Origin of the sequence: Marivirga sp., from assembly GCF_035704835.1 — a bacterium.
Lineage (GTDB): Bacteria > Bacteroidota > Bacteroidia > Cytophagales > Cyclobacteriaceae > Marivirga.
In genome coordinates this window covers 63,246-88,576 of the sequence record NZ_DASSWQ010000024.1, presented here as the reverse complement: position 1 = coordinate 88,576, position 25,331 = coordinate 63,246, and the positions used below count along the sequence as shown (strand labels likewise).

Here is a 25,331-nt window from a genome sequence, read left to right as displayed (position 1 = left end):
ATGTATATTAATCAATTAAGCTAATTTCACATTCACTGCATTTAAACCTTTTTTTCCGTCTTGAAGTTCATAAACAACTTCGTCATTTTCTCTGATGTCATCAATTAAACCCGATACATGTACGAAATAATCTTGTTGTGTGCTTTCGTCAATAATAAATCCAAAACCTTTTGAATCATTAAAGAATTTTACTGTTCCTTTATTCATTATAATAATTTTAATTTTTACAAAGTTACTTCTTTTATTTTCAATAACTAAGGCTTTATAAATATAATTTTGATTGTATTCTGTAAATATTAAAGCAGAGGATTAAAAAGTGTCTTTATTAATCTTAAAAGCATTTATTTTCTCTTATTTTTGCAGGAAATATTTTTGAGTAAGCGGAATTTTATGTTCAAATCTTTCATTTCCTTTACATTTCCCATCTTTTTACTGTTTGCTTGCAATCATACCGAAAAGGCTAATTCTGAAGCAATTTTTTCAATCAAGTTTGTGGATAAAATTGTAATCGATAATAATGAGTTAGTTGATAGTACACGTATTGGTGGATTATCTTCCATAGATTATTTAGGAGATAATAAATACATTGCTATTTCAGATGATAGGTCAGAATTTTCACCTGCCAGAATTTATGAAATGGAAATTGATATAGATAGTTCATCTATTCTAGGATATAGTTTTAATAAAACTATTTTCTTAAAGAACCGAGATAATATTTTTTTTAAGGAAAATGAATTAGACCCTGAATCAATTCGCTATAGAGCTTCTACAAATACTTATTTTTATACAAGTGAGGGAGGAAGGACAGATGATTGGGTGAATCCTTTTATATGGGAGATAAATGAAGAGGGAGAACTTATATCTGAAGTCACAGTACCTGAAATTTTCAATTTTAATGAGCAGAAGGGATTAAGAGAAAATGGAGGCTTTGAAAGTTTAACTTTTGAAAACGATTCCATTATTTGGTATGCGAATGAACTGCCGCTTAAAGAAGACAGTGAAGTTCCGGGTTTTGAAGATGATAATTACCTGATAAGACTTGTCCGTCATGATATTAAAAATGATAATGTGCTCAATCATTTCGTTTATAATATTAGTTCTCTCAACGAAAAACCAATTCCAGATGATGGGTTTTATATTAATTCTGTACCTGAGATTTTATATATTGATAAAAGTAAGTTATGGGTATTGGAGAGGTCTTACACAACGGGTGTAGGGAATTTTATAAAGGTATTTGAAATTGATACAAGAAACGCTTCTGATGTAAAAGGGATAAATGCATTATTAGGTAGAGACATTTCAACGGTAGCTAAAAAATTGATACTTAATTTTTCTGATTTCAATATCAAGCTTGATAATATTGAAGGGATGACTATTGGCCCGAATCTGCCAGATGGTAGTAAAAGTTTGCTTTTTATTTCTGATGATAATTTTAGCAAAACCCAAGAAACACAACTTTGGCTTTTTTCAGTGAACGCATTATGAGTTTCTTTCTGTAAGACTTTCAATTTGTATTGAATATATACCCTTTTCTATTTTTCCCGTAATAATTAAAGAAGTAATTTTAAAATAATATTATGGGACTTTTTTCAGTTTTTACTACTAATTCAGGAGTAATTGATTCTACTCAATTAGCAGAAGATTTCGAAAGAATAATTACCAACTCAGAAAAAATAGAGGTAGGTTTTAAGTTAAATGAAAACACCTTCATTTTTACTGATAAACGCTTGATTTTAATTGAAGTAAGAAAAGATGGGGATAAAGCTTATGAATATATTTCTCTTCCGTATTCTAAAATTTCAACTTTTAGTGTAGAGTCAAAAAAGTCATTTGGTTATAAATCCCGATTAAAGATTTGGCTGAATGGTCAAGAATTACCTCAATTGGATAAGGAGTTTAATAAATCAATTGATGTATATGAAGTTCAGAAAATTTTAGCAAATCATGTATTAAACTAAAAAAAGGTGGCAATTGCCACCTTTCTAATTATTTTTGTTCTCTCATCTCTCTTTCAAGGTGCTTTACTAGTTTTTCGCAGAGTTGATTCATTTCTTCAGCCATAAACTCATCTCCTGTTGAGTTTAAGACACTTTGAGCCATTCCTCCAAGGCAATCTAAGTAAAATCTTTTCATCTCATCTACAGGCATCTCTTTAGTCCACAGGTCAATTCGCATGGAATTCTTTTGAACGTGGTCCCATAGTGAAATACTGATGCTTTTGGTTTCGGTTAGTTCCTCGCCCGCATCGGTTGCACTCCAAATGATTTTTTCAGGTACATTCTCATTATCTAAATCTATCTCGAAATTGATGTTCGATTTTTTCATTATTTCTTATTCAATCTATTTTAAAAATCTTAATTATTAGGAAGCATATTTTTGAAATCCTGATATGAAGCAGGTGCTAGTGGTGTGGTGTCACATCCTATTTCAGTTGCTTTTGTATTAATATCTTCCACTCTATCTTCTGGATTAGGGTGAGTACTTAAAAACTCAGGAGTTCCCCCAGTTTGACCACTATCTAATAATTTCTGAAAAAATGAATATGCACCATTACATGCATAAGGAGTTTTAGCTAAATATTCCACTGACCTTTCATCAGCTTCTTCTTCAAATTCTCTAGAAAAACTTAAACCAGCTGCTGTACCTGCAATTTGACCTGCAATTTGTTCAAGTTGACTTGGGTTTTCACCTGTTATCAATTGTAAGAGAATGCTAATTCCGTATTGCCTTTGAATATTTCTGGTAGTATGTCTTAAATCTGAATGTGCTACCTCATGACCTAACACTCCCATTAAATCATCTTCCTGGTCTAAATACTTAATCAGACCCGTGTAGACATATAGGTAACCTCCAGGTGTTGCGAATGCATTTAAAACGGAATCATTTTCTATGATATGTATATCCCATACAAATTCATCTCGGTATTGCACTTCACCAGAATTTAAAATAAAGTCAAGGAGATTATTCAAATAGGTATATGCTTCAGAATATTCAGTTTCATCCAGTATAGGGAATTGTGCCGGATCGTTTTCAATCTCTGCTGCAACTTGAGCGCCTAATTCAACATCTTCTTCAATGGAAGGAAAGACAAAATTATCGTTTTTATCTTTACAGGAATTAAATATTAATACTAATCCTACAATTACACAATTTAATATTTTTATATTTTTCATCATCAGTCTATTTTCATTTCCGGGATTTCTCCATCTATTATTAATTTGCCAGCAGTAGCTTCTTTGATTTCTTCTACTGTTACTCCAGGCGCTCTTTCAATCAATTTAAATCCACCACCTTCTTGAACTTCTAAAACGGCTAAGTTTGTAACGATTTTTTTTACACACTGTAAGCCAGTAATTGGCAAGCTACATTCTTTGAGAAGTTTAGATTCACCATCTCTGCTGGTGTGTTGCATGGCCACAATAATATTTTTTGCAGAGGCCACTAAATCCATAGCACCACCCATTCCTTTAACCATTTTCCCAGGGATTTTCCAGTTAGAAATGTCTCCGTTTTCTGAAACTTCCATTGCCCCTAAAATAGTCAAATCCACATGTCCGCCTCTAATCATGGCAAAGCTTTCCGCTGAGTCAAACAATACGGAGCCATCACGCATCGTAATGGTTTGTTTGCCTGCATTGATTAGGTCAGCATCTACTTCATCCTCCGTAGGAAATTGACCAATGCCCAAAAGACCATTTTCCGATTGCAAAACAACATCTAAAGCATCTGGAATGTAGTTGGCAACCAGAGTAGGGATTCCAATACCTAGGTTGATGTACATTCCATCTTGAACTTCCTGTGCTATTCTTTTTGCTATTCCAATTTTATCAAGTGCCATATCTTAAGACTTTACAGTTCTTTGTTCAATTCTTTTTTCATACTTTTTACCTTCGAAAATACGCTGAACGTAAATTCCAGGAGTATGGATGTCATTCGGGTTTAATTCTCCTGCCGGAACTAATTCTTCTACTTCTGCAATTGTAATTTTACCTGCAGCTGCCATCATTGGATTGAAATTCCTTGCAGTTCCTTTGAAAACTAAATTCCCTGCGGTATCACCTTTCCAAGCTTTTACTAATGCAAAATCTGCCACTAATCCCTTTTCCAGAAGGTACATTTTTCCATCGAATTCACGTGTTTCTTTTCCTTCTGCCACTTCAGTTCCAAAACCAGCAGGAGTGTAAAATGCAGGAATACCTGCACCGCCAGCTCTTACTCTTTCTGCCAAAGTTCCTTGGGGTATCAATTCTACATCTAATTCTCCAGATAGTAACTGTCTTTCAAATTCAGCATTTTCGCCCACATAAGAAGAAATCATTTTTTTTACTTGATGCGTTTTAAGCAATAAGCCGATACCGAAATCATCCACCCCAGCATTATTCGAAATGCAAGTAAGTCCTTTTACCTTCGTTTCCAATAGTGCCTGAATACTGTTCTCAGGAATTCCACATAATCCAAAACCACCAAACATTAGAACTGCATTATCTGGTATGTCTTTTACTGCTTCGGAAGCATTTTTTACTACTTTATTAATCATATTTTTATGTTTAATAGTATGCTGTAATATTGTGTAATCTCTACGCTAAATACTTTATTGTTTTTGCCTATGCAGATTTAATATTTGCAAGGCTCTTTCTTTATCTTTTTGAAGCTGATTACTTAAATCTACTTTAGAGTCAAATTTAACTTCATCTCTCAATCGCTTGATAAAACTTATCTTTATTTTTTCACCGTAGATATCCTCATTGAAATCAAAAATATTAGCTTCTATTTTCTTAGTCTTACCATCAATAGTAGGTCTAAATCCAATATTTAGCATCCCCTTGTATTGCTGGTTATTAACCTCTGCTATAACTGCATATGCCCCATCAGCAGGAATTAATTTGTAGGTTTCTTCTATTTGAATATTAGCAGTTGCGAAGCCCAAAGTTTTCCCAATTTTATCACCACCTACAACTTTACCGTTAATTTCATAGAATCTTCCCAAAAAATCATGCGCTAATTCCACCTTGCCAGCTTCTACTGCATTTCTTATTTTGGTGGAACTTATCCCTACATCATCAATGGTTTGCTTTGATATTTCTTCAACTTCAAAGCCATATCTTCCTGAATGTTGTTTTAAATGTTCAAAACCACCTTCTCTGTCTTTTCCAAATCGATGATCATAGCCTATTACTAATCTTTTGGTGTGTAAGGCTGAAATAATAATACGTTGAATAAACTGTTCGGATGTCCACTGGGAAAATTCTTTAGTGAAATTTACTCTTACAATATGATCTAAACCAAGTTGTGATAAAATTTCTGCTTTCTCATCGAAAGTAGTGAGCAATTTCATTTCGTCACTATTTTGGCTCAATACATATCTTGGATGTGGCCAGAATGTAACCAGGGCTGTTTCACCATTAATTGATTTAGCGAGTTCTATTATTCTGCTAATAATTTCCTGATGACCCAAGTGTATACCATCGAAAGTTCCGATGGTGACCACAGCATTTTTGATGCCTTCTAAATTTTCAAATCCGTTATGGACGATCATTTGTGTTTACTTTATTGTTATTCACAAATTCATTTAAATCTTCAGCATCATTAACGGAGAAATCACCAATTTTTGTTCTTCTTAATGCTGATAAATAGGCTCCAACTCCTAATTTTTCTCCAAAATCGTATGCTAGGCTTCTAATGTATGTTCCTTTTGAACAGCGAACTTTGAAAGTAACCTTATTTTCTTCAAAAGATGTGATTCCAAATTCACTAATGGTAACGATTCTAGATTTTAACTTTACCTCTTTTCCTTCCCGCGCTAAAGAATAGGCCCTTTTACCACCCGTTTTAACGGCCGAAAAGATAGGAGGTGTTTGCTCAACTTCACCTATAAAAGTTTTAGTTGCATCCTGTATTTCTTTAATTGAAAGATGATCAGTTTTACTTTGAAATTCTGGTTCAGTTTCTAAATCGTAGGAGGGAGTGGTGTAGCCTAAAGTAAACTCTCCTGTATATTCTTTCTCTTGAGCCTGATATTTTTCGATAGATTTGGTCATCTTCCCTGTACACAAAATTAATAAACCAGTTGCAAGTGGATCAAGAGTGCCTGCATGACCAATTTTCTTTACTTTTAGAGCGAATTTTAGCTTTTTCACCACATCAAATGATGTCCATGTTAGGGGTTTATCGATTAATAAAACCTTTCCTTCATTGTAGCTGTTTGCTTCCTCAATCATATTAACTGGCTAATAATTGCAATACTTCCAACAATAGCACAGTAGATGGAGAAATAAATCAGTTTTCCTTCTTTAACGATTTTAATCATTGCCTTGCAAGCAAATAATCCAGCTACAAAAGCCATGATGAATCCCATGAAAAGTACAAATCCACTAGTTTGATTTGCGGCTGCAGGGGCTTCAATGTAATCTAATACTTTCAAGAGAGATGCACCTAATATTGGTATCAGAACCATAAGAAAGGAGAATCTGGCTGCTTTTTCTTTGTTTACACCTAATAATAAAGCTGTAGCAATAGTAGAACCCGCTCTTGAAATCCCTGGCAATATGGCTATTGCTTGGGCAATACCGATAATAATTGCTTGCCAATAACTAACTGGACCTCCTTGTTGATTTTTTACAGTTTGAGTAAATGCTAGTAAAACAGAGGTCACTAAAAGCATGCTTCCAACCAGTAAGAGATTGCCAGTAAAAAAACTAGCTACTTGTTTTTCAAAAAATACGCCTACAATTCCAATTGGTATCATAGAGATAATAATTTTCGCTGCAAAATCGTACGAATCATTCCATTTAAAGGTAAAAATACCTTTAAAAATACTGGCGATATCTTTCCTGAATACAATTATGGTAGATAAGGCAGTAGCAGCGTGCACCAAAACTGAAAACAGTAAACTTTCTGAAGTATGGGCATTTAATAAAACTGCACCTATCTCAAGATGTCCACTACTACTAACAGGTAAAAACTCTGTTAATCCCTGGATTATTCCAAGGATGATAGCTTCTAATAATCCCATTTTTAATGTTTAGGCTTTTTAAGGATAGCAAATATTTCAATAATAAATCCAATAAATACGATAATCGGTCCAAGAGTTAATCCTAAAAATCCGAAACCATATTGAGTGGAATCTAAAGTCATCACAATAAATCCAAGAATTAAGGTTAAAATACCAGCAATCATTATAATATAATTGCTTTTACCGAATGCTAATTTGTTTTTTTCTGACATAGAAAGTATTGTTTGATATCTGATCTTTAATTACACAAAAAATTATTATTTGATTTTAAAAATTGGAGAATTTCTACAAATTCTCGTGTAATTATTTAATTGTACTTATTAATATAATTCATCTAACGATAGTGCCATATACTTCTGCATGGCTCTGTATGTACTAAAACTTGCAATAAAAACACCAGTAATTAATAGTCCACCTAAAATAATTAAGAGCATTTCTTGATTTTGTAATTCAGCTAATCCTTCTAATTGTTGACTCCCGTAAGTAAGCAATCCAAAAAGTAATCCACCAGCTATGATAGCCGATATCATACCGTGCAAGATTGAACGATAGATAAATGGTTTTCTGATAAATCCTTTAGTGGCACCTACCAGTTGCATACTCCTAATCAAGAATCGTTGGGAAAATAATGCCAATTTTATAGTATTATTAATAAGAATCCCGATTACAATAAACAATAAAATAGAAATACTCAAGAGAACGATACTAATTTTAGTAATATTCTCATTTATGCTTTGTACCATATTATTGGTATAAATTACTTCAAAAACACCACTAATGTTTTCTATGTCTTTTTGAATTTCTTTCATTTTTTGAGAGGAATGAAAATCAGAAGATATCTTAACTATGTAGGCGTCTTTCAAAGGATTATCACCAAGAAATTGCATGAAATCTTCCCCAGTTTCTTCAATAAATTTTTCTGCAGCTTCTTTTTTAGAAATAAAGCGGATGCTCTCAATATTTTCTTCTTTAAGAATGTACTCTCGAGAAGCAAGTGATTTACTTATTCTTAGTTGCTGTGGTTCCGATAGATTAGGGTTTAAATAAACCTGCATTTCCACATTTTGCTGAATGACTTTTGTAAGTGATGTCGTGGTGGTAATCAGAAGTGCAAATAATCCTAATATAAAAAGTGCCAATGTCATACTTAAAATAACACTGATAAAAGGATAATGCCCTAATTTCTTTTTCTTTCTATATTTTTTCTCTTTGCTCATATTTGAAAGTTCAAAAATAAGAATTTATTTATGCTTAGCTTATTAAATTAGTAAAAAACGAAAAAAAGCTTTCCATTTTCATGAAAAGCTTTTTGATTATGTTTTTAAAAGCTTTATTTTATTCTTCAACAATTAGCTGAATTTCCATTTTCAGCATATCATCTTGTATTTTTCGTAATTCAGTTATTTCAGTCGTATTGTCATGAATGATATAAATTTCTTTATTATGGCTAAGAAATAACTGTTTTTTGCCTTTATCATTTAATTCAATTATCTGATAAGGCATTTCTTTAAAATCACCATATAAATATAATTTTGAATTAAAATATCTATAATTGAAGTTTTCTGAATTGTTAATAGGATCTAAAAACTCTATTTCTGTTTTGTCAGCTCTATTATGAGCTATATCACGACTATCAATGCTTTTTAATTCGTCATCGTCTCTTTGGTCAGTAAATATTATATCGTCTTCAAAAGACATCAAGGATTGAGGTTGTACTTTCGCAGTGATTACCTTTTCTGAAGATTCCACTGCTATTTTTTCACCTTCTTTATCACTTTTATCTTGAGAATTACTTAAAATATTATCTTTTAATTCTTTATTTTTTTTCTCCATTAGAATTGGAAATCCTACAGTAGTTTCGTTTCTAAAAACGATTTTTTGATCCATTTTTAAATCAATGGGCTTAATATTATTGTCTAATGAAATTAAAGACCAATACAAAATAGTTCCGAATAAAGTAACTCCAGCAACGGTTCCTGCAAGCCATTTAACACTACTGCCACTCAATATCCCTGTGGTTGTAGGTAATTCAATTGATGCAAGTCTAGATTTAAGAGCTAATTTTCTACTGTTGGATATTCCATTAATAATATTTTGTTGTAAATTAAATTCAGCTTTTACTAATGGATCAGAATTGATTTTAGCATCAAGCAGAACTTTTTCAGCAGGGGAGATGCTCCCCTCGAAGTATGCTTCTATTAAGCGAAAATAATTGGTTTCACTCATAATTTTTAGTCTAAAAAGTCGCTGGCTTTGTATCTTGTACGAATTAAATCATCCAGCCTTTTTTTACATTTATATCTTTTTGTTTTAGCAGTATCGCTATTTGCTAGCCCCATTTTTTTTGCGATTTGATCCATCGACAATCCATCAAAATAATGGTAACTCAAAATTTGTTTACACGAATCTCCAAGCTCATTTATACACTCATGAATGATTTTCACCATTTCTTGACTTTCTAATTGGTTGTATTCGCTTTCTTCTTTATCACTTTCTTCAAATTTCTTTTTACGTTCTAGCTCTTTTCGCCAGAGGTTTTTACAAACACTATAAAGATAAGTACTGATTTTCGAAGATAATTCGAAATTTATATCCATGGCCTTTTGCCAAAAAACAATCAAAGCATCTTGAAAAATGTCCAAAGCCTCTTGCTCTGTTCCATTATTTCTAATAATCATACGTAACATCATTTTGTAATGCTGCTTATAGAGATAATCTAAAGCAGATTCATCACCTAATTTGATGTTTTCTATGATTTGCTTATCAGTTAATTTCATTTGTTTATACTTCTCGAAGGGGTTTGGTAACCCCTTCCTTGAAAATAATTATAATAATACGTAATTTTTTATAAATATTCGAATGTAAAAGGCTTTGATTTCTTACAATCAGATGTGTCTAGATGAATTTTAATTTTCTTTACTAAACTATTTTCTTTATCGAATCATTCAAAACGGCAAAGACACTGCTTCCTTTTTTTGGTTTTATTTTAGCTAATCCTGTAAATCTGCCGAATGCAGGTAAAATTAATTGCTTTTCATCCTGATAAAAGCAGGGCAGACTTAAATAGGATCTACCTTTTCCTTTTATGCTAATTCCTGGGTGTAAATGTCCACATAAATTAATTATTTCTTTCTCTGCTGTATCGATTTTAAGAGGATGATGACTCAAAATAAACGGATTCAGTTGATAGGGTTCTTTTTCTATTTTAAGATGGCTCAGTTTATAAACGCTCTCATTTAATATATCATGATTGCCTTTAATCAAAATAAATTCGATTTTTGTGTGTTGTTCTAGAAACTGATTGAAAATATTCCATTCATGATTTAAATCGCTATGAAATAAATCGCCCAAAAAGAATATTCTTTTCGGGCGAAATTTTGATATGATATTTTCAATTCGGTCAATTTCAGCTTTTATTATCGCTGGAGGAACAGCTATTCCTGACTTTCTGAAGTGCGTGGTTTTACCTAAATGCAAATCAGCAATAAAGGCAGTTTGCTGAACTGACCAATAAATAATCTTTTCTTCTGACAGGAGTAATTTTTCTCCTGCTAATTTGAGTTCCAATTGATTAGTCTACTTTTTTCCAAGTTTGCGTTCTATAGAAAAAGGCAACATAACCTCTAACTTTTAATTCATCTCCCTCTTTCCAGATCACGCAATCGTAGGTTTCGCCATCTTTTGGATCCATGATTTCGCCATCTTCATATCTTTCATCATCACTATCCCATTCCATTCCGCGGATGATTTCCATCCCTATGATTTTTTTGTTTTTTCTATCTCCAGGACAAACCTCACAAATTGGGTCTTGCTCTTCGTCTGGGCCCCTGAAAAGTTTGGTAATTTTACCATAAATTTTACCATCTTTTTCGTAAATATCTACGATACTCTTCACTTCTCCTGTTTCGTCATCAATGGTTTTCCATTTCCCAGTAATGTCTGTCTGTGCCAAAGCACTTAAGCTAATTCCGATTAATACTGCTAATAAGCTTATTTTTTTCATCTCTCTTTAAATATTTTGCTTTCAAATGTAAAATTAAAATCATAAACTTTCTAATTGTAGTTGCATTTTTGCTACTCTTTCTTCTATAGTTTCTGTTGAAAATTTTTCTCTCAACCTATCCACCATGATGGGGAAAGCAAAAGGAGTGGGTTTAGAGGTTTTATTATAAATGATTTTTTGACTGTTGATTTTCTTAAGGGATTTCAATAATCGATCTTCTTCCAATTGTTGTTGAATTACTTCTCTGTGGGCTTGTTGAAGCAATAAATTCTCAGGCTCATATTCTGAAAACACATCAAATAAAATGGAAGAAGAAGCTTGAATATGCTTTTCTTTTATGTTTTTCCCAGGAAATCCTCTGAAAATTAGGCCAGAGATGGATGCTATATCTCTAAATTTTCTCTTTGCCATTTCAGTTTCATTTATGCCCAGTAAAATATCTTCTTTTACATTTTCTAAGGAGAATAAATCCAAGGATAGCATTTCTTCAAAATCGAACACTTCATCAGTTAATAACTCGAATCCATAATCATTCATGGCTATAGAGAATGTAATGGGCTGCGAAATGCTGATTCTGTAGGCAATTAAACCAGCCAACACTTCATGTATGAATCGACCTTCAAAAGGAAATATGAAAATATGAAAGCCTTCTTTTGAAATGACAGATTCTATCAACAATTCATTTGCATTGGGTACTATGGAAAGTTCTTTCTGTCTTTCGATTAAAGGCTGAATTTTTATAAGCTCAATTTCATCAAGTTCATTCTTTCTTAGCTTTTCTAATTTCTGTCTGATATGAAAAGATAACTGAGAGGAAAGCGGCATTCTTCCACCCATCCACTGAGGAATTTGTCCTGTTTTTCTTTTGCTTTTCTTGACCTGAACGGTCATATCTTTCAATCGAATATATTCTAATGCTTTTCCAGAAAACCAAAACACATCACCAGGTTTCAATTTACTGATAAAATATTCCTCTATGGTCCCTAGATGTCCACCTTTTACATATTTCACATTCAGCACCTGATCGCCCACGATTGTACCAATAGATAAACGATGACGCATGGCCATTCGTTTATTGATGACTTTTATCTTGCCTTCCTCGGTGATAGTTTTATGATATTCATCGTAAGCCGATAAACTTTCCCCTCCAGTTTTCAAAAAGCTCAAAAGCCATTGCCAGACTTTTTTGGTTATTTTTTGATAGCAAAATGTGTTTTTGATTTGCTTGTAGAGTTTATCCGGCTCAAATCCATCACCTACTGCTAGTGTCACCATAAATTGAAGAAGTACATCCAAAGCCATTTGAATGGGGATTCTGGCTTCAAAATCTTTTTCTTCAATAGCAGTTCGTAAGGCCGCACCTTCAATTAATTCAAGGGAATGAGTAGGTAGAAAATAAATCTTGCTGATTTCTCCTGGTCGGTGGCCACTTCTTCCTGCTCTTTGCGCAAATCGCGCCACACCCTTTGGCCCACCTACTTGAATGATGGTGTCCACAGGACGAAAATCAACTCCTAAATCCAAACTGGAAGTACATACCACCACCTTAATTTGTCCGCTATGAAGCGCTTCTTCCACCCATGTTCTGATGTGATTATTAAGCGAACCATGATGCATTGCGATAGCTCCAGCTAATTCAGGGTCTTTATTCAGCAATTGCTGATACCAAATCTCTGTTTGTGAACGGGTATTTGTGAAAATTAAAGTGGTTTTATTAGCATGAATGATGGGTAAAACTTTGTCAATCAATTTTATTCCTAAATGCCCAGCCCATGGATATTTTTCAACCTCATCTGGTAAAATGGATTCGATTTTGATTTCTTTATCCAAATTGGCGCTAATGAATTTTCCTGCTTTTTCATTTGCACCCAGTAGTACTTTTTGAGCTTCAGGTAGATTTCCAATAGTGGCTGAAATACCCCAAATTTTCAATTGATTTTCACTGAATTCTTTAAAAGAGGAGAGAGCTAATTCGACTTGAATCCCTCTTTTACTTCCTAAGAGTTCATGCCACTCATCTACAACTACAGCTTCGAGATTTTTGAAATATTCAGTTGAATTTTTCTGGCTTAGCAACAGATGCAAGCTTTCAGGAGTCGTGATTAAACAATCAGGGGGTGTATTCTTTTGTCTTTGCCGGTCTTTGGTAGAAGTGTCTCCCGTTCGGATTTCAATTTTCCAGTCAAATTCAAAATCTTGAGTTGCCTCTTGCATGGCCGATTGAATATCTTTAGACAAAGCTCTCAAAGGTAGGACCCATAAAAATTTCAATCCTTTTTTCGGTTTTTCATGAAGTTTGGAAATCAGATAGCCAATCCAAAGTGCATAAGTTTTACCGCTACCGGTTGGAGCATTGAGCAGACCAGAATGTCCAGCAAGGAACTTCTCCCAGGTTTCAATTTGAAATGGGAAGGGTTTCCAGCCTTTCCTTTCAAACCAATTGATGCCTGCTTTGATGCGCTTATCCATATTTTTCTAGTAATTCTTGCAGGTCGGTTAATTTATTAGCTTCGGAAATAGGCTTGTCTTGTCTCCAACGTTTTATACGGGGAAATCGAAGTGCAATGCCAGATTTGTGTCTGTTTGAAGCTTGAATACCTTCAAAGGCAATTTCAAAAACCAGTTCAGGCTTTACGGTTCTAACAGGACCAAATTTCTCTTTGGTATTTTTCTTCACAAAGGCATCTACTTTTTTCATTTCGGCATCGCTTAAACCTGAATATGCTTTCGCAAAAGGAATCAGTTCATCCTCATTCCAAACGGCTAGTGTATAATCAGAATACAAATCAGCCCTTCTTCCGTGGCCTTTTTGGGCATAAATCATAACTCCATCAATGGTGAGGGGGGCAATTTTCCATTTCCACCAGCTGCCTCTTTTTCTGCCCGCTTCATAAATGGAATCTTTCCTTTTGAGCATTAAACCTTCTGTTTTCAAGCTTCTTGATTTTTTGCGAATCTCTATTAATTCATTCCAACTAGTGAAATCAATGCTTTCAGAAGCAAGCAGAAGAGAATTATTAATTTCTGATATAAGCTTCTGTAGATGTTGTATCCTATTTCGCAAAGACTCATAGCGGATATCTTTACCTTGAAATTCAATTAAATCATAACAGATAAAAACCACTGGAGCTTTCTTTAATAGGTTTTTTGTTATGTTTTTTCTGCCTATCCTGGTTTGTAGAACTCCAAATGAAAGTGGTTCACCATGTTCGAAAGCTGTAATTTCTCCATCTAATACAGTACCATTTGGAAGGTTTTTAGCCATTTCCGCAAGCTCTGGAAATTTTTCAGTGACCAATTCTTCACCTCGGCTCCAAATAAAAACTTCATCATTTCTTTTAATAATTTGTCCTCGAATGCCATCCCATTTCCATTCCGCTTGCCAATCTTCAGGATTTAAATCTTTTTGAATTTCTTCTGTTTCAATTGGATGAGCTAAATAAAAAGGATAGGGGCGAGAGGCTAAATCGTTTTGACTTTCTTCTAAGATTAGTTCTTGAAATGTATTGTGTTGAGGAGTCCAGTTACCCATCAATCGATGTGCTATAATAGATTTATCAATTTCAAAAGCTTCACTTATTGCTTTGGTAATCAGGTTTTGGGAAACACCAACTCTCCAGCCACCAGTCATGATTTTGGTAAAAACGAATCTTTCCTGTTGGTCTAATTCATCATAAATTAACTGAAGCTCTGCTTTTTTTTCATCTTGAGTTTTATCTCTAAGGTTGATTAAAGTTTCAATGTAATAGGAAAGGGGATTATCAATTTCTTTATTATCCGCTTCGTCTGAAGCCAATAAGAGTGCAATAGTTTCTGCTAAATCACCTACCACATGGTAAGATTCCTGAAAAAGCCATTCCGGTATACCTGTCCATTCAATTATCCATTCTTTAAGCAAGCTTGTATTGACTGTTCTTTTGGGCTTTCTATGCGTGAAAAGTGCCAATGTCCAGATTTTATCTTTATCATTGGCAACTTGAAAATAGCTTTTTAAAGCATTGACCTTATCATTGGTTTTATTGCTTTGGTCGAGTGATGTTATGAGTTTTGCAAATTCTTTCAAGTCGGAGCCTTTAAGAATTCTATAACAGCTCTTAAATTATTATGTTCTTAAAACTTTTCTTTCTTAATAAATATGCAAGCAATTTTTACTGGATTTCCATTTTCGTCAGAAACAGGCATGCAATGTGCCACGACTGGCATTTCTTGACCGTGTTTGTTCAGCAATTTAGCAGACTTACTCATCGACATGTTTTCTGTAATGTCAATCCAAGTTTGGTTCCAGTCTACATCTTCCTCGTCTTGGAGCAATTTTTTTCTGTCAAATCCGATTAAATCTTCACTATCCCAGCCTGTTTGCAATTCTACTTGGCTATTGATTTCAAGGATTTTTCCGTTTTTGTCAAATTCAGCCACCATAGTAGAAATACTAACCGCTTGATTAAAAGCACCCATTTCACGGCTTTGCCTTTCCATTTCTTCTTGTGTAGCTTCGAGTTCCTCAGCATTTTGGCGCATTTCTTCTTCCTGAGCCTGTAATTGTTCGGCTTTCATTTGAGATTCCTCCAAAAGTTTTTTGGTTTCCAATGAAACTTGAAGTCCTTGGAAAGTAGAGGCAATGCTTTCACCAACTTTCTCTATAAATTCATTATGGTAATCTTCATACGGATGGAAAGAAGCCAATTCAATGATACCGAACACTTCTTCATTCAATTTCATTGGGCTTATCAAAATGTGAGTAGGGTTTGCTTCGCCTAATCCAGAACGAATGGAAACATAGTTCTCTGGAATTTCAGATAAATAAATGTATTCTTTTTCTAAATAACATTGACCTACTAATCCCTGTCCTGGGTTTATTTCTTTTTCTAGGAATTTTTGACGGTGGTAAGCATAGGCTCCTTTTAGAACAATCTTAATATTTTGTTCATCCTCTTTATTAACAATAAAAAGAGATCCTTGAATGGAGTCTGTATATTCTACTAATTCGGAAATCAGCTTTGCTGATAAATTTTCAATATTATCATCGTTTTTACGGAGTATATCTCCAAATTTGGCAATCCCTTCATTAAACCAAACCCTTCTTTTGTCTTGCTCCGCTACATTTTGCAGTTCATTGCGCATTTCTGCCAAGGATTGTCCTAAGTGACCTTGATTTTCAAATACAGTGATATCTGTTCTGAAATCTCCTATTCCAACTTCATCTGCAAATTTTGTGATCCCTTTAAGATTTACCGTTAGTTCATTAAGGGCTTTAATGATGGAGTTCAATTCATCATCAGATTCCTTCATTTCCTCAGGCAGATTTCCATGTGCCAATTCTCGAATATTTACTTTTAAATATTTGATCCTAAATAAGACAGAACGAATTATATATAAAGCAATTATTACACTAATTATAAAGGCAATAATAAATTCAATGGTAAGCATTAAAGGAATATTCTGTTCTGCTTGTTGTATTTCCTGTAATGTTTGCTGTTCAGCTTTTGCTAATTCTTCTTTTATCTTATTGATTAGGAATGTCAAATGAATTATATCATCAATGACTTCCTCTTTATTTAACTCCTCGTAACTTAATTCTGAAATTGCTTCTTTTTGTTTGCTTTTGATATTTGGTAAATGAGCATTCAATTCTTCTGTGAAAGTGATTACTTTTTCATTGCCAAATTCCCTAACCAAACTGTCTAATTCATCTACTTTAGGATAAATGTCATTGAACCAGCGGTTTTCTATATCATTTTTGAAGAATTCATCTTCAGTGCTGATGTATCTAAAAGATAAAATAGTGGTTAAATCCACCAATTGTTGAATTTCAGAAGCTAGCGTACTACTATTTTTATTTAGAGTAATTAATTCCTTTGCCTTATTAACTTGTTTTTGCCACGAATAATTACTGCTAATCAATATGATTACGGCGAAGGCTCCCATTAGAAGAAAACCAATGGTAATTCTACCTTGAAGGGTCTTAAAATCTATACGGATATATTTTTTAAGTGAAAACTTCTTCTTTTGTCCGTTTTCTTGAGAATTTCTTTCTGCCATTAGGTTTAGATTTGTAACGCTTTAAAAAGTATCAGCAAAATATAAATGATTTGCTGCAATTACAATAAAAGCATTAGGAATTGGTATGAGAATATTCTATATGCTCAAATCAAGAACATTCATTTCGTTATAAATCATAAAAAAACCTTCCAGTATTTTTGAATGCTGGAAGGTTTAGTTTAAAATCATTTTAGCGTTAGAATGAGATTTTATTCTACACTTAAATTATCTTCAGAAATTTTAAATCTAAAAGTGTAATCATATGTTCCATCAGTAGTCATTTGCCAAATCTCTTCATTTTCAGTTTGATATATAGGATCACCCGGATAAAAAGTAGCTAAGTTTACATTATTAGAAAATACTAAAATTGAATCTTCATTTTGAAGATCTAATATATCAGGTCCGCCAGAATTTCCACATGCATTTTCTAATACATATACTTCTTGTTTTGAAGGTATTTCAAAATTTGATTCTGTTCCATCAGAATAGAATTTCACTTCTATATCTTCATTATATTGATTTTCAATGATGTAATTAGCACAGTATTCTGGATCACAGCTAACCAGAAGAATCAGTCCAAATAATAATATTAAGTTTTTCATTTTTTTTTATTTAATCCCAAAAGTAAGCTTCGAATAGATCAAGGACGAAAGCTCTTTGTCTATTATTATTTTCAGATAACAATCTAGGGTTTATATCTAATAAGGTATTCCAAACCTTAAAACCACTTTGATTTTCAAATGATACGCTGTAGTGTACATCGTAACGGTAAGATTTGTTCACAGTATAATTACCTGCACCGTTTGTCCACCCATGTCCTAACTTTGCCAATCTTCTTGTTTTTACTTTAACGCCCACTACAGGTATTAAAGTATTTGCTTCGGTATTTCTTACTTGTAATCTGCCTGTAGGAGTTCTTGAAGGCGGCATTCTTTGACTTTCACCATCGTTATCATTAGGCAATAATCCAGTAAGCCTTAAAGATTCGTCTTCTAATTGATAATAAAAGCCAGTAAGTGCTTGTGATACTCTACCACTTTCATCTCCTAATCCATCTTCCATAAATAAGTCTTCCAGTATTTCGTACTCTAAGTTATGAAATTCATAATCTTTTGATACAACAGTATAATACCACTTACCTTCCTGACTGTCCTCTTCGTCCATAAAATAATCACCGTAAGATTCAATTTCATAATCCAAGGGATATTCAAATAAATCCAATGAATCAGATTGGAGTTCATCATAATGCTCTGCTGAACTTACAAAGAATTTAAGATAATAATGTGTTGTTTGAATGATATCGCTGCTAAAATTCAAACGGTTGTTTTATTTTGCCAAGCTTTCATAAGCCACACTCATATTGCTCACGCTATATGGGTTTTCAAGTTTCTCACCTAACTTTGTTTCGGTTAATCCATTTTCTTGATATTATTCTTCAATACTTAGATTGGGGTTCTCATTTTCCAACACCTTGTCTTCCTGACAGGCTTGAAACATCATTGCAATGCTCAACATTGCTAGTAATTTTCTTTTCATTTTATAAGATTATATATTTTTTTGCAAAGATGAGACTAAACATATAATATATCCTAGAACTATTTTATTTTTTGTACAAATGTTGTGAATTTCTTCAAGGTATCCTTTGAATAGTGTCTATTAGGTAATTATAAGGGTAACTTTTGTATCTTTCTGATATTCAGTACCAAAAATAGGGTGGCGGAAATTAAATATTAGATTCCATATAGTTGAGATGAGTTCCTGACTCGAAGAAGATTGAATCAGTTACGTATTGAAGGGAATTAAATATACCTAGGGAAGTTTAAGCAGTATATTTTATTGCATTCGTCATGAAAGCAAAAAAAGGTTAGCCAGAAAACTGACTAACCTTTTCAAATTCATTGATTTTAAAAATTATTTTTCAGCTTTGATTATTTCGCTTTTTTCAACTACTACTTCTTTCACTTCCTTTTTTATTGCCGCAGTGCTGTGATCTTTAACAGAAATATGAGGAGCAATTACTAATGCTACAATTGACATTAATTTAATCAAAATATTCATTGAAGGACCTGAAGTATCTTTGAATGGATCACCTACAGTATCACCAGTAACTGAAGCTTTATGTGCTTCAGAACCTTTATACTGCATTTTACCATTGATTTCTACACCTTTCTCAAATGATTTCTTAGCATTATCCCAAGCACCACCAGCATTGTTTTGGAAAATACCCATCAATACACCTGAAACGGTAACACCCGCTAATAAACCACCTAAGATTTCAGCTGATGAAGTATCTGCAAATACGCCTTTCAGTCCGAATCCTACCAATAAAGGAGTGATTAATGCAATTGCACCTGGTAAAATCATTTCACGAATAGAAGCTTTTGTAGAAATATCCACACATTTTTCATATTCAGGCTTAGTAGTGCCTTCCATAATGCCTGGCATTTCTTTGAATTGTCTTCTTACTTCCTGAACCATGTCCATAGCAGCTCTACCAACTGCTGCAATTGCTAATGAAGAGAAGATAAATGGAATCATTCCACCTACAAATAAAGCAGCTAAAACTGGTGCTTTATAAATATCAATTGAGTCAATTCCTGAAATACCAACGAAAGCAGCAAAAAGCGCTAATGCAGTTAAGGCTGCTGAAGCAATGGCAAAACCTTTACCCGTTGCAGCAGTTGTATTTCCTACAGCATCCAAATTATCCGTTCTGTCTCTTACTTCTTCAGGTAAGCCACTCATTTCAGCTATACCACCTGCGTTATCTGCAATTGGTCCAAAAGCATCAATGGCTAATTGCATAGCAGTTGTAGCCATCATACCTGCAGCAGCAATTGCTACACCATAAAGACCTGCAAAAGAATAGGAAACTACTATACCGGTTGCTAAAACTAAAATTGGTAAAACAGTTGATTGCATACCTACAGCTAATCCACCAATGATATTTGTTGCAGCACCAGTGCTAGATTGTTTAACAATGGATAAAACAGGTTTTCTGCCCATGGCAGTATAATATTCTGTAATTATGCTCATCAAAGCGCCAACTATCAAACCTGTGAAGATTGCCCAGAAAACATCCATATTGGTGAATGCATAATCTCTAATAATCATGGTTTCAGGAAGCATCCAGGTTACTAGGAAAAAAGAAGCTATAACGGTCAATATGATAGATGACCAGTTACCCCAGTTAAGTGCCTTTTGAACGCTATCAGTTTCTTTGGATATTCTTACGAATAATGTACCAACAATTGAGAATACTAATCCCATACCAGCAATAATCATTGGAAGCAAGATAGGGGCAATACCGCCAAATTGGTCATCAGAAATAATTTCTCTACCTAAAACCATAGAGGCTAAAATTGTAGCCACATATGAACCAAATAAATCGGCACCCATACCCGCAACATCACCTACGTTATCCCCAACATTATCTGCAATGGTAGCAGGGTTTCTTGGATCATCCTCAGGAATACCAGCTTCTACTTTACCCACTAAATCAGCTCCAACGTCAGCAGCCTTTGTATAAATACCACCACCAACACGAGCAAATAAGGCAATAGACTCAGCTCCTAAAGAGAAACCAGCTAATACTTCCAATGCTTTTTCCATTTCCAAACCGTTAACATCTCCACCGGTTTGGATTACATACATATTATATAAGAAAATAAACAATATACCCATTCCGAAAACGGCAAGACCTGCAACTCCTAATCCCATTACAGTACCGCCAGAAAAAGATACTTTTAAGGCTTTTGCTAAACTAGTTTTTGCAGCTTGTGTGGTTCTAACATTCGCTTTTGTTGCGATGTTCATCCCAACATATCCTGCAAAGGCTGAAAATACTGCACCTATCACAAATGAAATAGAAATCACCCAAGAGGAAGTTTCTACTAATGTTCCTGAATAAGCTAGCAAAATACCAGCAATTATTACAAAATAGAACATCACTTTCCATTCAGCTCTTAAAAAAGCCATAGCGCCTTTGGCTATGTAGCCGGCTAATTCAGTCATCCTTTCGTCTCCGGCATCTTGTTTCGATACCCAAGCGGATTTTATAGCCATAACAATCAGTCCCACAATCCCGAGAATCGGGACAATCCAGATAATATTGCTCATAAGTTTTCTTTAGTTTTTTTAAAACCCTGCAAATATAGAGGGATGATTGGGAAATGGAAATAATTAATAAAAGAAAATGAAGATTTGTATAATTGACTGTTTGCGATACTTCATATGGCAAATTGGATGATTTTATTGGGGAAGAATTTTACTTTTCAGCACTATACAAATTATGAAATGTATAAGGTGGAAGGGAAATTCATTGGCATTCTAATGTTGTTTTCTAATCATTATGCAGCATATTCAATAATTCGCTGGAAATAAAAAAATCCTTTTCTGGCATAGAAAAGGATTTCAATTTATGATGTTTTATAATTATTTATTCCGCTCTCCAGACCACTTCTTTGTGGTCGTTTCCAGCTTGTAGTACAATTCTTGTAGGTTGAGGAGCTAAAGCCAAAGTTACTTTTGCACTTGCAAAATCATCTGCTTCTACTAAAACGCCTTGCCCTGGAGCTACATCTATAGTGTCTTCTTTAACTATATACTCATCAGCTAAATAGGCGATTGGAAGCAATACATCATTGTCCGGGCAAAATTCATCATGAACCTCTGCTAATGCTTCTTCCAAATACTCTCCATAATTTTCTATGAAATCGTCTTCCATATCATGAAGCTCTTCTTCAATCTTGTCATAGTCTTGGTCAGCATAAGTCAATTTACTTAAAGCAATTTTTGCTTTTACCAATGCTGTTAAATCCTTGTCTAAACTTTTAATATCTATCATGCTTAAGTGCTGTTATTTTCTGAACGTAAAATTCTTTAGATTGCTTATAACTTCCAAGTAAACGGAAGACTATTTAGGAATAGTTTGAGAATTATTTCAATTACCGCCTAAAAAACATAATTTTGAGTTATAAATAATAATGCAATCGATTTAAACTACTATGGAACAGGACTTTTTGCCAATTAATGGCACCGATTATATCGAATTTTATGTAGGTAATGCAAAGCAATCTGCAATGTATTATCAGACAGCTTTTGGATTTGAGTTGAAAGCCTATGCAGGACCGGAAACGGGAATTAAAGATAGGTGTTCGTATATGTTACAACAGGGTAAAATCCGTTTGGTTCTAACATCTTCCTTAGCTCCTGATACTGAAGTGTCTCAACATGTGAATTTACATGGAGATGGAGTAAAAGTTTTAGCACTTTGGGTGGATGATGCAGAATTATCATACAACGAAACAACCAAAAGAGGTGCAAAATCTCATACTCCTCCAAAAACTATCAAAGACGAACATGGTGAAGTAACAGTGGCTTCCATTCATACTTATGGAGATACGATCCATACCTTTGTGAATAGACAGAATTATAATGGTGTATTCTTGCCTGGCTTTATCGAAAAAACAAGTGAATTGCCTGCTAGCCCTATTGGTTTGAAATATGTAGACCATTGTGTAGGAAATGTTGGTTGGGGCGAAATGAATAAATGGGTTGATTTTTATAGGGATGTAATGGGCTTTAACCTTTTAATCACTTTTGATGATAAAGATATTTCCACAGATTTTACTGCTTTAATGTCAAAAGTGGTTTCAAATGGAAATGGTTTTATAAAATTCCCGATTAATGAACCGGCAGAAGGAAAAAAGAAATCTCAAATTGAAGAATATATAGATTTTTATAAGGGAGCAGGTGTTCAGCATATCGCAATTGCTACGGATGATATAGTGGAGACTGTATCCGAAATGCGTAAAAGAGGAGTTGAATTCTTACGTGTTCCAGAAGTTTATTATGATGATTTGTTTGAAAGAGTAGGTGAAATCGATGAGGATATTGAGCCAATAAAAGATAACAATATATTGGTAGATAGAGATGATGAAGGCTATTTACTTCAGATTTTCACTAAGCCTGTTCAGGATAGACCAACTGTTTTCTTTGAAATTATTCAGAGAAAAGGAGCAAAATCTTTCGGTAAAGGAAATTTCAAAGCTTTATTTGAGGCAATTGAAAGAGAACAGGAGCTGAGAGGGAATTTGTAATTAGGAAATAGGATTGGCACACGCGACACGTGTACGCTAATATTTACTTATAATTTCAAATAAAGAATAAGCTGATGCTTGCGCTAAGGATGAATAAATTTTTTAAAAACCATAGAAATGAATTCTATGGTTTTTTCATTTTAGACACTTTTTAAACAGTATTTATTTTTTGCTAATCGATTATTCTGTAATTTAAACTTCATAAATCATGCGTAAATCATGAAAAATACTAACGTATATATTGAATAGATAAAACATTAAAAATATAAGAACCATCATGACAAGTCAGGAAAAAGCCAAACAATGGTTAGATAGTAAAGTAGTAGATGAAGCAGCCAAAAAACAAATCAGAGACCTTCAGGAAAATAATAAGGAAGAATTTGAAGAATCATTTTATAGAGATTTAGAATTCGGGACTGGTGGCTTAAGAGGGATTATGGGCGTGGGGAGTAACCGGATGAATAAATATACTTTGGGTATGGCAACTCAGGGTTTAAGCAATTATCTTAATAAAACCTTCACGGAACAGGGTGTTTCGGTTGCTATTGCACATGATTGCCGAAATAATGCTGAGGAATTTGCAAAAGTGGTGGCAAATGTATTTACAGCTAATAATATTAAAGTTTTTTTCTTTGAGAGTTTAAGACCAACACCTGAATTGTCATTTGCTATTCGTCATTTAGGGTGCAAAAGTGGAGTGGTTTTAACAGCTTCACATAATCCTAAAGAATATAATGGATACAAAGCTTATTGGACAGATGGTGCCCAAATGGTTGATCCTCATGATTTGAATGTGATGATTGAAGTGCAATCCATTTCTTCTATTGATGATGTTCAATTTGATGGTAAAGATGCATTAATTGAAACTATTGGGGAGGATATAGATGAAGCTTATTTAGAAGAAGTTAAGAAAATATCCCTTTTTCCTGATGCTACTGAAGAAGATAAATCTATCAATATCGTGTATTCTTCAATTCATGGAACCGGTATCACCTTAGTGCCTAAAGCCTTGGAAATGTATGGATTCAAAAATGTGCATTTGGTAGAAGAGCAATCTGAACCTGATGGTAATTTCCCAACTGTAGTTTATCCAAATCCTGAAGAAAAAGAAGCTATGTCAATGGCTTTGGCTAAAGGAAAGAAAGTTGATGCCGATATCGTGATGGCAACAGACCCAGATGCTGATCGTGTTGGGATTGCTATCAAAAATGGTAAGAATGAATTTGAACTTTTAAACGGAAATCAGACCGGTTCATTGTTGATTTATTATTTATTAAGCAGGTGGAGTGATTTGGAAAAATTAGATGGAAATCAGTTTATTGTTAAAACAATAGTAACCACAGAGCTCTTTAAAAATATTGCAGATGCATATGAGGTAGAATGCTTTGATACGTTAACTGGTTTTAAAAATATCGCAGCTGTTATCCGTGATTTGGAAGGGAAAAAGAAATTTATAGGTGGGGGAGAAGAAAGCTACGGCTATATGATTAGCGATTATGTGCGTGATAAAGATGCTGTTGCTGCTACTGTTATGATTGCTGAAATGACTGCTTATGTGAAGTCCCAAGGAATGACTCTTTATGAATACTTGATCGAGATGTATTTGAAATTTGGTTTCTATCGTGAAGATTTGATTTCGATTACTAAAAAAGGAAAATCAGGTAGTGAGGAAATAAAAGCAATGATGACACGCTTTAGAGAGGAACCACCAAAGAGTTTAGCAGGAACTAAAGTGTTAGAGGTTCGCGATTATCAGAATTCTACTATTTTGAATTTGGGAAGCGGGAATAAAAGTAAATTGAATTTCCCTTCTTCAAATGTATTGCAATTTTTCTTAGAGGATGGAAGTAAGATTTCCGCGAGACCATCTGGAACTGAGCCTAAAATTAAGTTCTATGTAAGCGTAAAAGGAAAACTAAATAGTAAAGAAAGTTATGAAGAAGATTTTGCGGAATTAGGCAATATTATAAAATCATATTTAGATGATTTGGATTTATAGGGATTATTGAAACTTCGGTTCAATAAGACAAGATTCCTGCCTTCGCAGGAATGACGCACAGAATTTAGTGATTAAGTTAATTCAAATATTGTGTTGCAAAATTTATAGAGATTAACTTTTTGTTAAAGGAGAAAATTAGATTAGAACGTCATTCCTGCGAAGGCAGGAATCTTTTGA

Annotated in this window: 25 protein-coding genes; 4 read left to right on the top strand and 21 right to left on the bottom strand. The window is 33.8% G+C overall.

The annotated features are described in order from the left end of the window. Nucleotides 1–15: 15 nt before the first annotated feature. Nucleotides 16–207: a cold-shock protein gene (locus VFM92_RS05050; protein WP_013452942.1), complete on the bottom strand. Its 192-nt coding sequence runs from the start codon at nt 205–207 to the stop codon at nt 16–18. Nucleotides 208–492: 285 nt separating this feature from the next. On the opposite strand from VFM92_RS05050, the gene VFM92_RS05045 reads away from it, so the two are divergent. Continuing rightward, entirely contained in the window at nt 493–1,485 is a 993-nt protein-coding gene (locus VFM92_RS05045) for an esterase-like activity of phytase family protein (protein ID WP_325121102.1), read from the top strand. A gap of 92 nt (nt 1,486–1,577) precedes the next feature. Then, entirely contained in the window at nt 1,578–1,958 is a 381-nt protein-coding gene (locus VFM92_RS05040) for a PH domain-containing protein (RefSeq protein ID WP_325121101.1), read from the top strand. 28 nt (nt 1,959–1,986) lie between these two features. Here the strand turns inward: VFM92_RS05040 and gldC are convergent, their stop codons facing one another. From gldC to VFM92_RS04940, 20 genes are all read right to left on the bottom strand, one after another. After that, complete coding sequence (gene gldC, locus VFM92_RS05035; protein ID WP_325121100.1) at nt 1,987–2,325, bottom strand: gliding motility protein GldC; 339 nt, start codon at nt 2,323–2,325, stop codon at nt 1,987–1,989. A gap of 29 nt (nt 2,326–2,354) precedes the next feature. Beyond that, nucleotides 2,355–3,173 (bottom strand): M48 family metalloprotease, encoded by an 819-nt coding sequence (locus VFM92_RS05030; RefSeq protein ID WP_325121099.1) that lies wholly within the window; start codon nt 3,171–3,173, stop codon nt 2,355–2,357. A gap of 2 nt (nt 3,174–3,175) precedes the next feature. Next, nucleotides 3,176–3,838, bottom strand: a complete 663-nt coding sequence (locus VFM92_RS05025; protein WP_325121098.1) for a 3-oxoacid CoA-transferase subunit B — start codon at nt 3,836–3,838, stop codon at nt 3,176–3,178. A 3-nt stretch (nt 3,839–3,841) separates the two neighbouring features. Further along, nucleotides 3,842–4,537, bottom strand: a complete 696-nt coding sequence (locus VFM92_RS05020) for a CoA transferase subunit A (RefSeq protein WP_325121097.1) — start codon at nt 4,535–4,537, stop codon at nt 3,842–3,844. Between the two features lie 54 nt (nt 4,538–4,591). Further along, complete coding sequence (locus VFM92_RS05015; protein WP_325121096.1) at nt 4,592–5,536, bottom strand: bifunctional riboflavin kinase/FAD synthetase; 945 nt, start codon at nt 5,534–5,536, stop codon at nt 4,592–4,594. Beyond that, nucleotides 5,523–6,218, bottom strand: coding sequence for a tRNA pseudouridine(55) synthase TruB (gene truB, locus VFM92_RS05010; protein ID WP_325121095.1), 696 nt, complete (start codon nt 6,216–6,218; stop codon nt 5,523–5,525). The genes VFM92_RS05015 and truB overlap by 14 nt, the downstream gene beginning before the upstream one ends. Further along, nucleotides 6,215–7,012, bottom strand: a complete 798-nt coding sequence (locus VFM92_RS05005; protein WP_325121094.1) for an undecaprenyl-diphosphate phosphatase — start codon at nt 7,010–7,012, stop codon at nt 6,215–6,217. The genes truB and VFM92_RS05005 overlap by 4 nt, the downstream gene beginning before the upstream one ends. Nucleotides 7,013–7,014: 2 nt before the next feature. Further along, nucleotides 7,015–7,224, bottom strand: coding sequence for a DUF3098 domain-containing protein (locus VFM92_RS05000; RefSeq protein ID WP_325121093.1), 210 nt, complete (start codon nt 7,222–7,224; stop codon nt 7,015–7,017). Nucleotides 7,225–7,332: 108 nt separating this feature from the next. Continuing rightward, nucleotides 7,333–8,229: a cell division protein FtsX gene (locus VFM92_RS04995; protein ID WP_325121092.1), complete on the bottom strand. Its 897-nt coding sequence runs from the start codon at nt 8,227–8,229 to the stop codon at nt 7,333–7,335. A gap of 118 nt (nt 8,230–8,347) precedes the next feature. Further along, nucleotides 8,348–9,238, bottom strand: a complete 891-nt coding sequence (locus tag VFM92_RS04990; protein WP_325121091.1) for a hypothetical protein — start codon at nt 9,236–9,238, stop codon at nt 8,348–8,350. Between the two features lie 5 nt (nt 9,239–9,243). Then, nucleotides 9,244–9,789 (bottom strand): sigma-70 family RNA polymerase sigma factor, encoded by a 546-nt coding sequence (locus tag VFM92_RS04985; protein ID WP_325121090.1) that lies wholly within the window; start codon nt 9,787–9,789, stop codon nt 9,244–9,246. A gap of 142 nt (nt 9,790–9,931) precedes the next feature. Further along, nucleotides 9,932–10,579, bottom strand: coding sequence for a ligase-associated DNA damage response endonuclease PdeM (gene pdeM / locus VFM92_RS04980; protein WP_325121089.1), 648 nt, complete (start codon nt 10,577–10,579; stop codon nt 9,932–9,934). A gap of 4 nt (nt 10,580–10,583) precedes the next feature. Beyond that, nucleotides 10,584–11,015 carry a DUF2147 domain-containing protein gene (locus VFM92_RS04975; protein WP_325121088.1) on the bottom strand — a complete coding sequence of 144 codons (432 nt, stop codon included), beginning with the start codon at nt 11,013–11,015 and terminating at the stop codon, nt 10,584–10,586. A gap of 39 nt (nt 11,016–11,054) precedes the next feature. Further along, nucleotides 11,055–13,484, bottom strand: a complete 2,430-nt coding sequence (locus tag VFM92_RS04970) for a ligase-associated DNA damage response DEXH box helicase (RefSeq protein WP_325121087.1) — start codon at nt 13,482–13,484, stop codon at nt 11,055–11,057. Beyond that, nucleotides 13,477–15,078: an ATP-dependent DNA ligase gene (locus VFM92_RS04965; RefSeq protein WP_325121086.1), complete on the bottom strand. Its 1,602-nt coding sequence runs from the start codon at nt 15,076–15,078 to the stop codon at nt 13,477–13,479. The genes VFM92_RS04970 and VFM92_RS04965 overlap by 8 nt, the downstream gene beginning before the upstream one ends. A gap of 47 nt (nt 15,079–15,125) precedes the next feature. Beyond that, on the bottom strand, nt 15,126–17,054 hold the full coding sequence (locus VFM92_RS04960; RefSeq protein WP_325121085.1) for a GAF domain-containing protein: 1,929 nt from the start codon (nt 17,052–17,054) through the stop codon (nt 15,126–15,128). Between the two features lie 209 nt (nt 17,055–17,263). After that, complete coding sequence (locus VFM92_RS04955) at nt 17,264–17,656, bottom strand: hypothetical protein (RefSeq protein ID WP_325121084.1); 393 nt, start codon at nt 17,654–17,656, stop codon at nt 17,264–17,266. A 10-nt stretch (nt 17,657–17,666) separates the two neighbouring features. Further along, a complete protein-coding gene (locus VFM92_RS04950) occupies nt 17,667–18,371 on the bottom strand; it encodes a hypothetical protein (RefSeq protein ID WP_325121083.1) in 705 nt (234 codons plus the stop codon). Between the two features lie 594 nt (nt 18,372–18,965). Next, nucleotides 18,966–21,173 (bottom strand): sodium-translocating pyrophosphatase, encoded by a 2,208-nt coding sequence (locus VFM92_RS04945; RefSeq protein ID WP_325121082.1) that lies wholly within the window; start codon nt 21,171–21,173, stop codon nt 18,966–18,968. Nucleotides 21,174–21,492: 319 nt separating this feature from the next. Then, nucleotides 21,493–21,900, bottom strand: coding sequence for a hypothetical protein (locus tag VFM92_RS04940; protein WP_325121081.1), 408 nt, complete (start codon nt 21,898–21,900; stop codon nt 21,493–21,495). Between the two features lie 160 nt (nt 21,901–22,060). Here VFM92_RS04940 and hppD point away from each other — a divergent pair, with 160 nt between their 5' ends. Next, entirely contained in the window at nt 22,061–23,155 is a 1,095-nt protein-coding gene (gene hppD, locus VFM92_RS04935; RefSeq protein WP_325121080.1) for a 4-hydroxyphenylpyruvate dioxygenase, read from the top strand. A 277-nt stretch (nt 23,156–23,432) separates the two neighbouring features. After that, nucleotides 23,433–25,154 (top strand): phospho-sugar mutase, encoded by a 1,722-nt coding sequence (locus tag VFM92_RS04930; RefSeq protein ID WP_325121079.1) that lies wholly within the window; start codon nt 23,433–23,435, stop codon nt 25,152–25,154. The last annotated feature ends 177 nt before the right edge of the window (nt 25,155–25,331 follow it).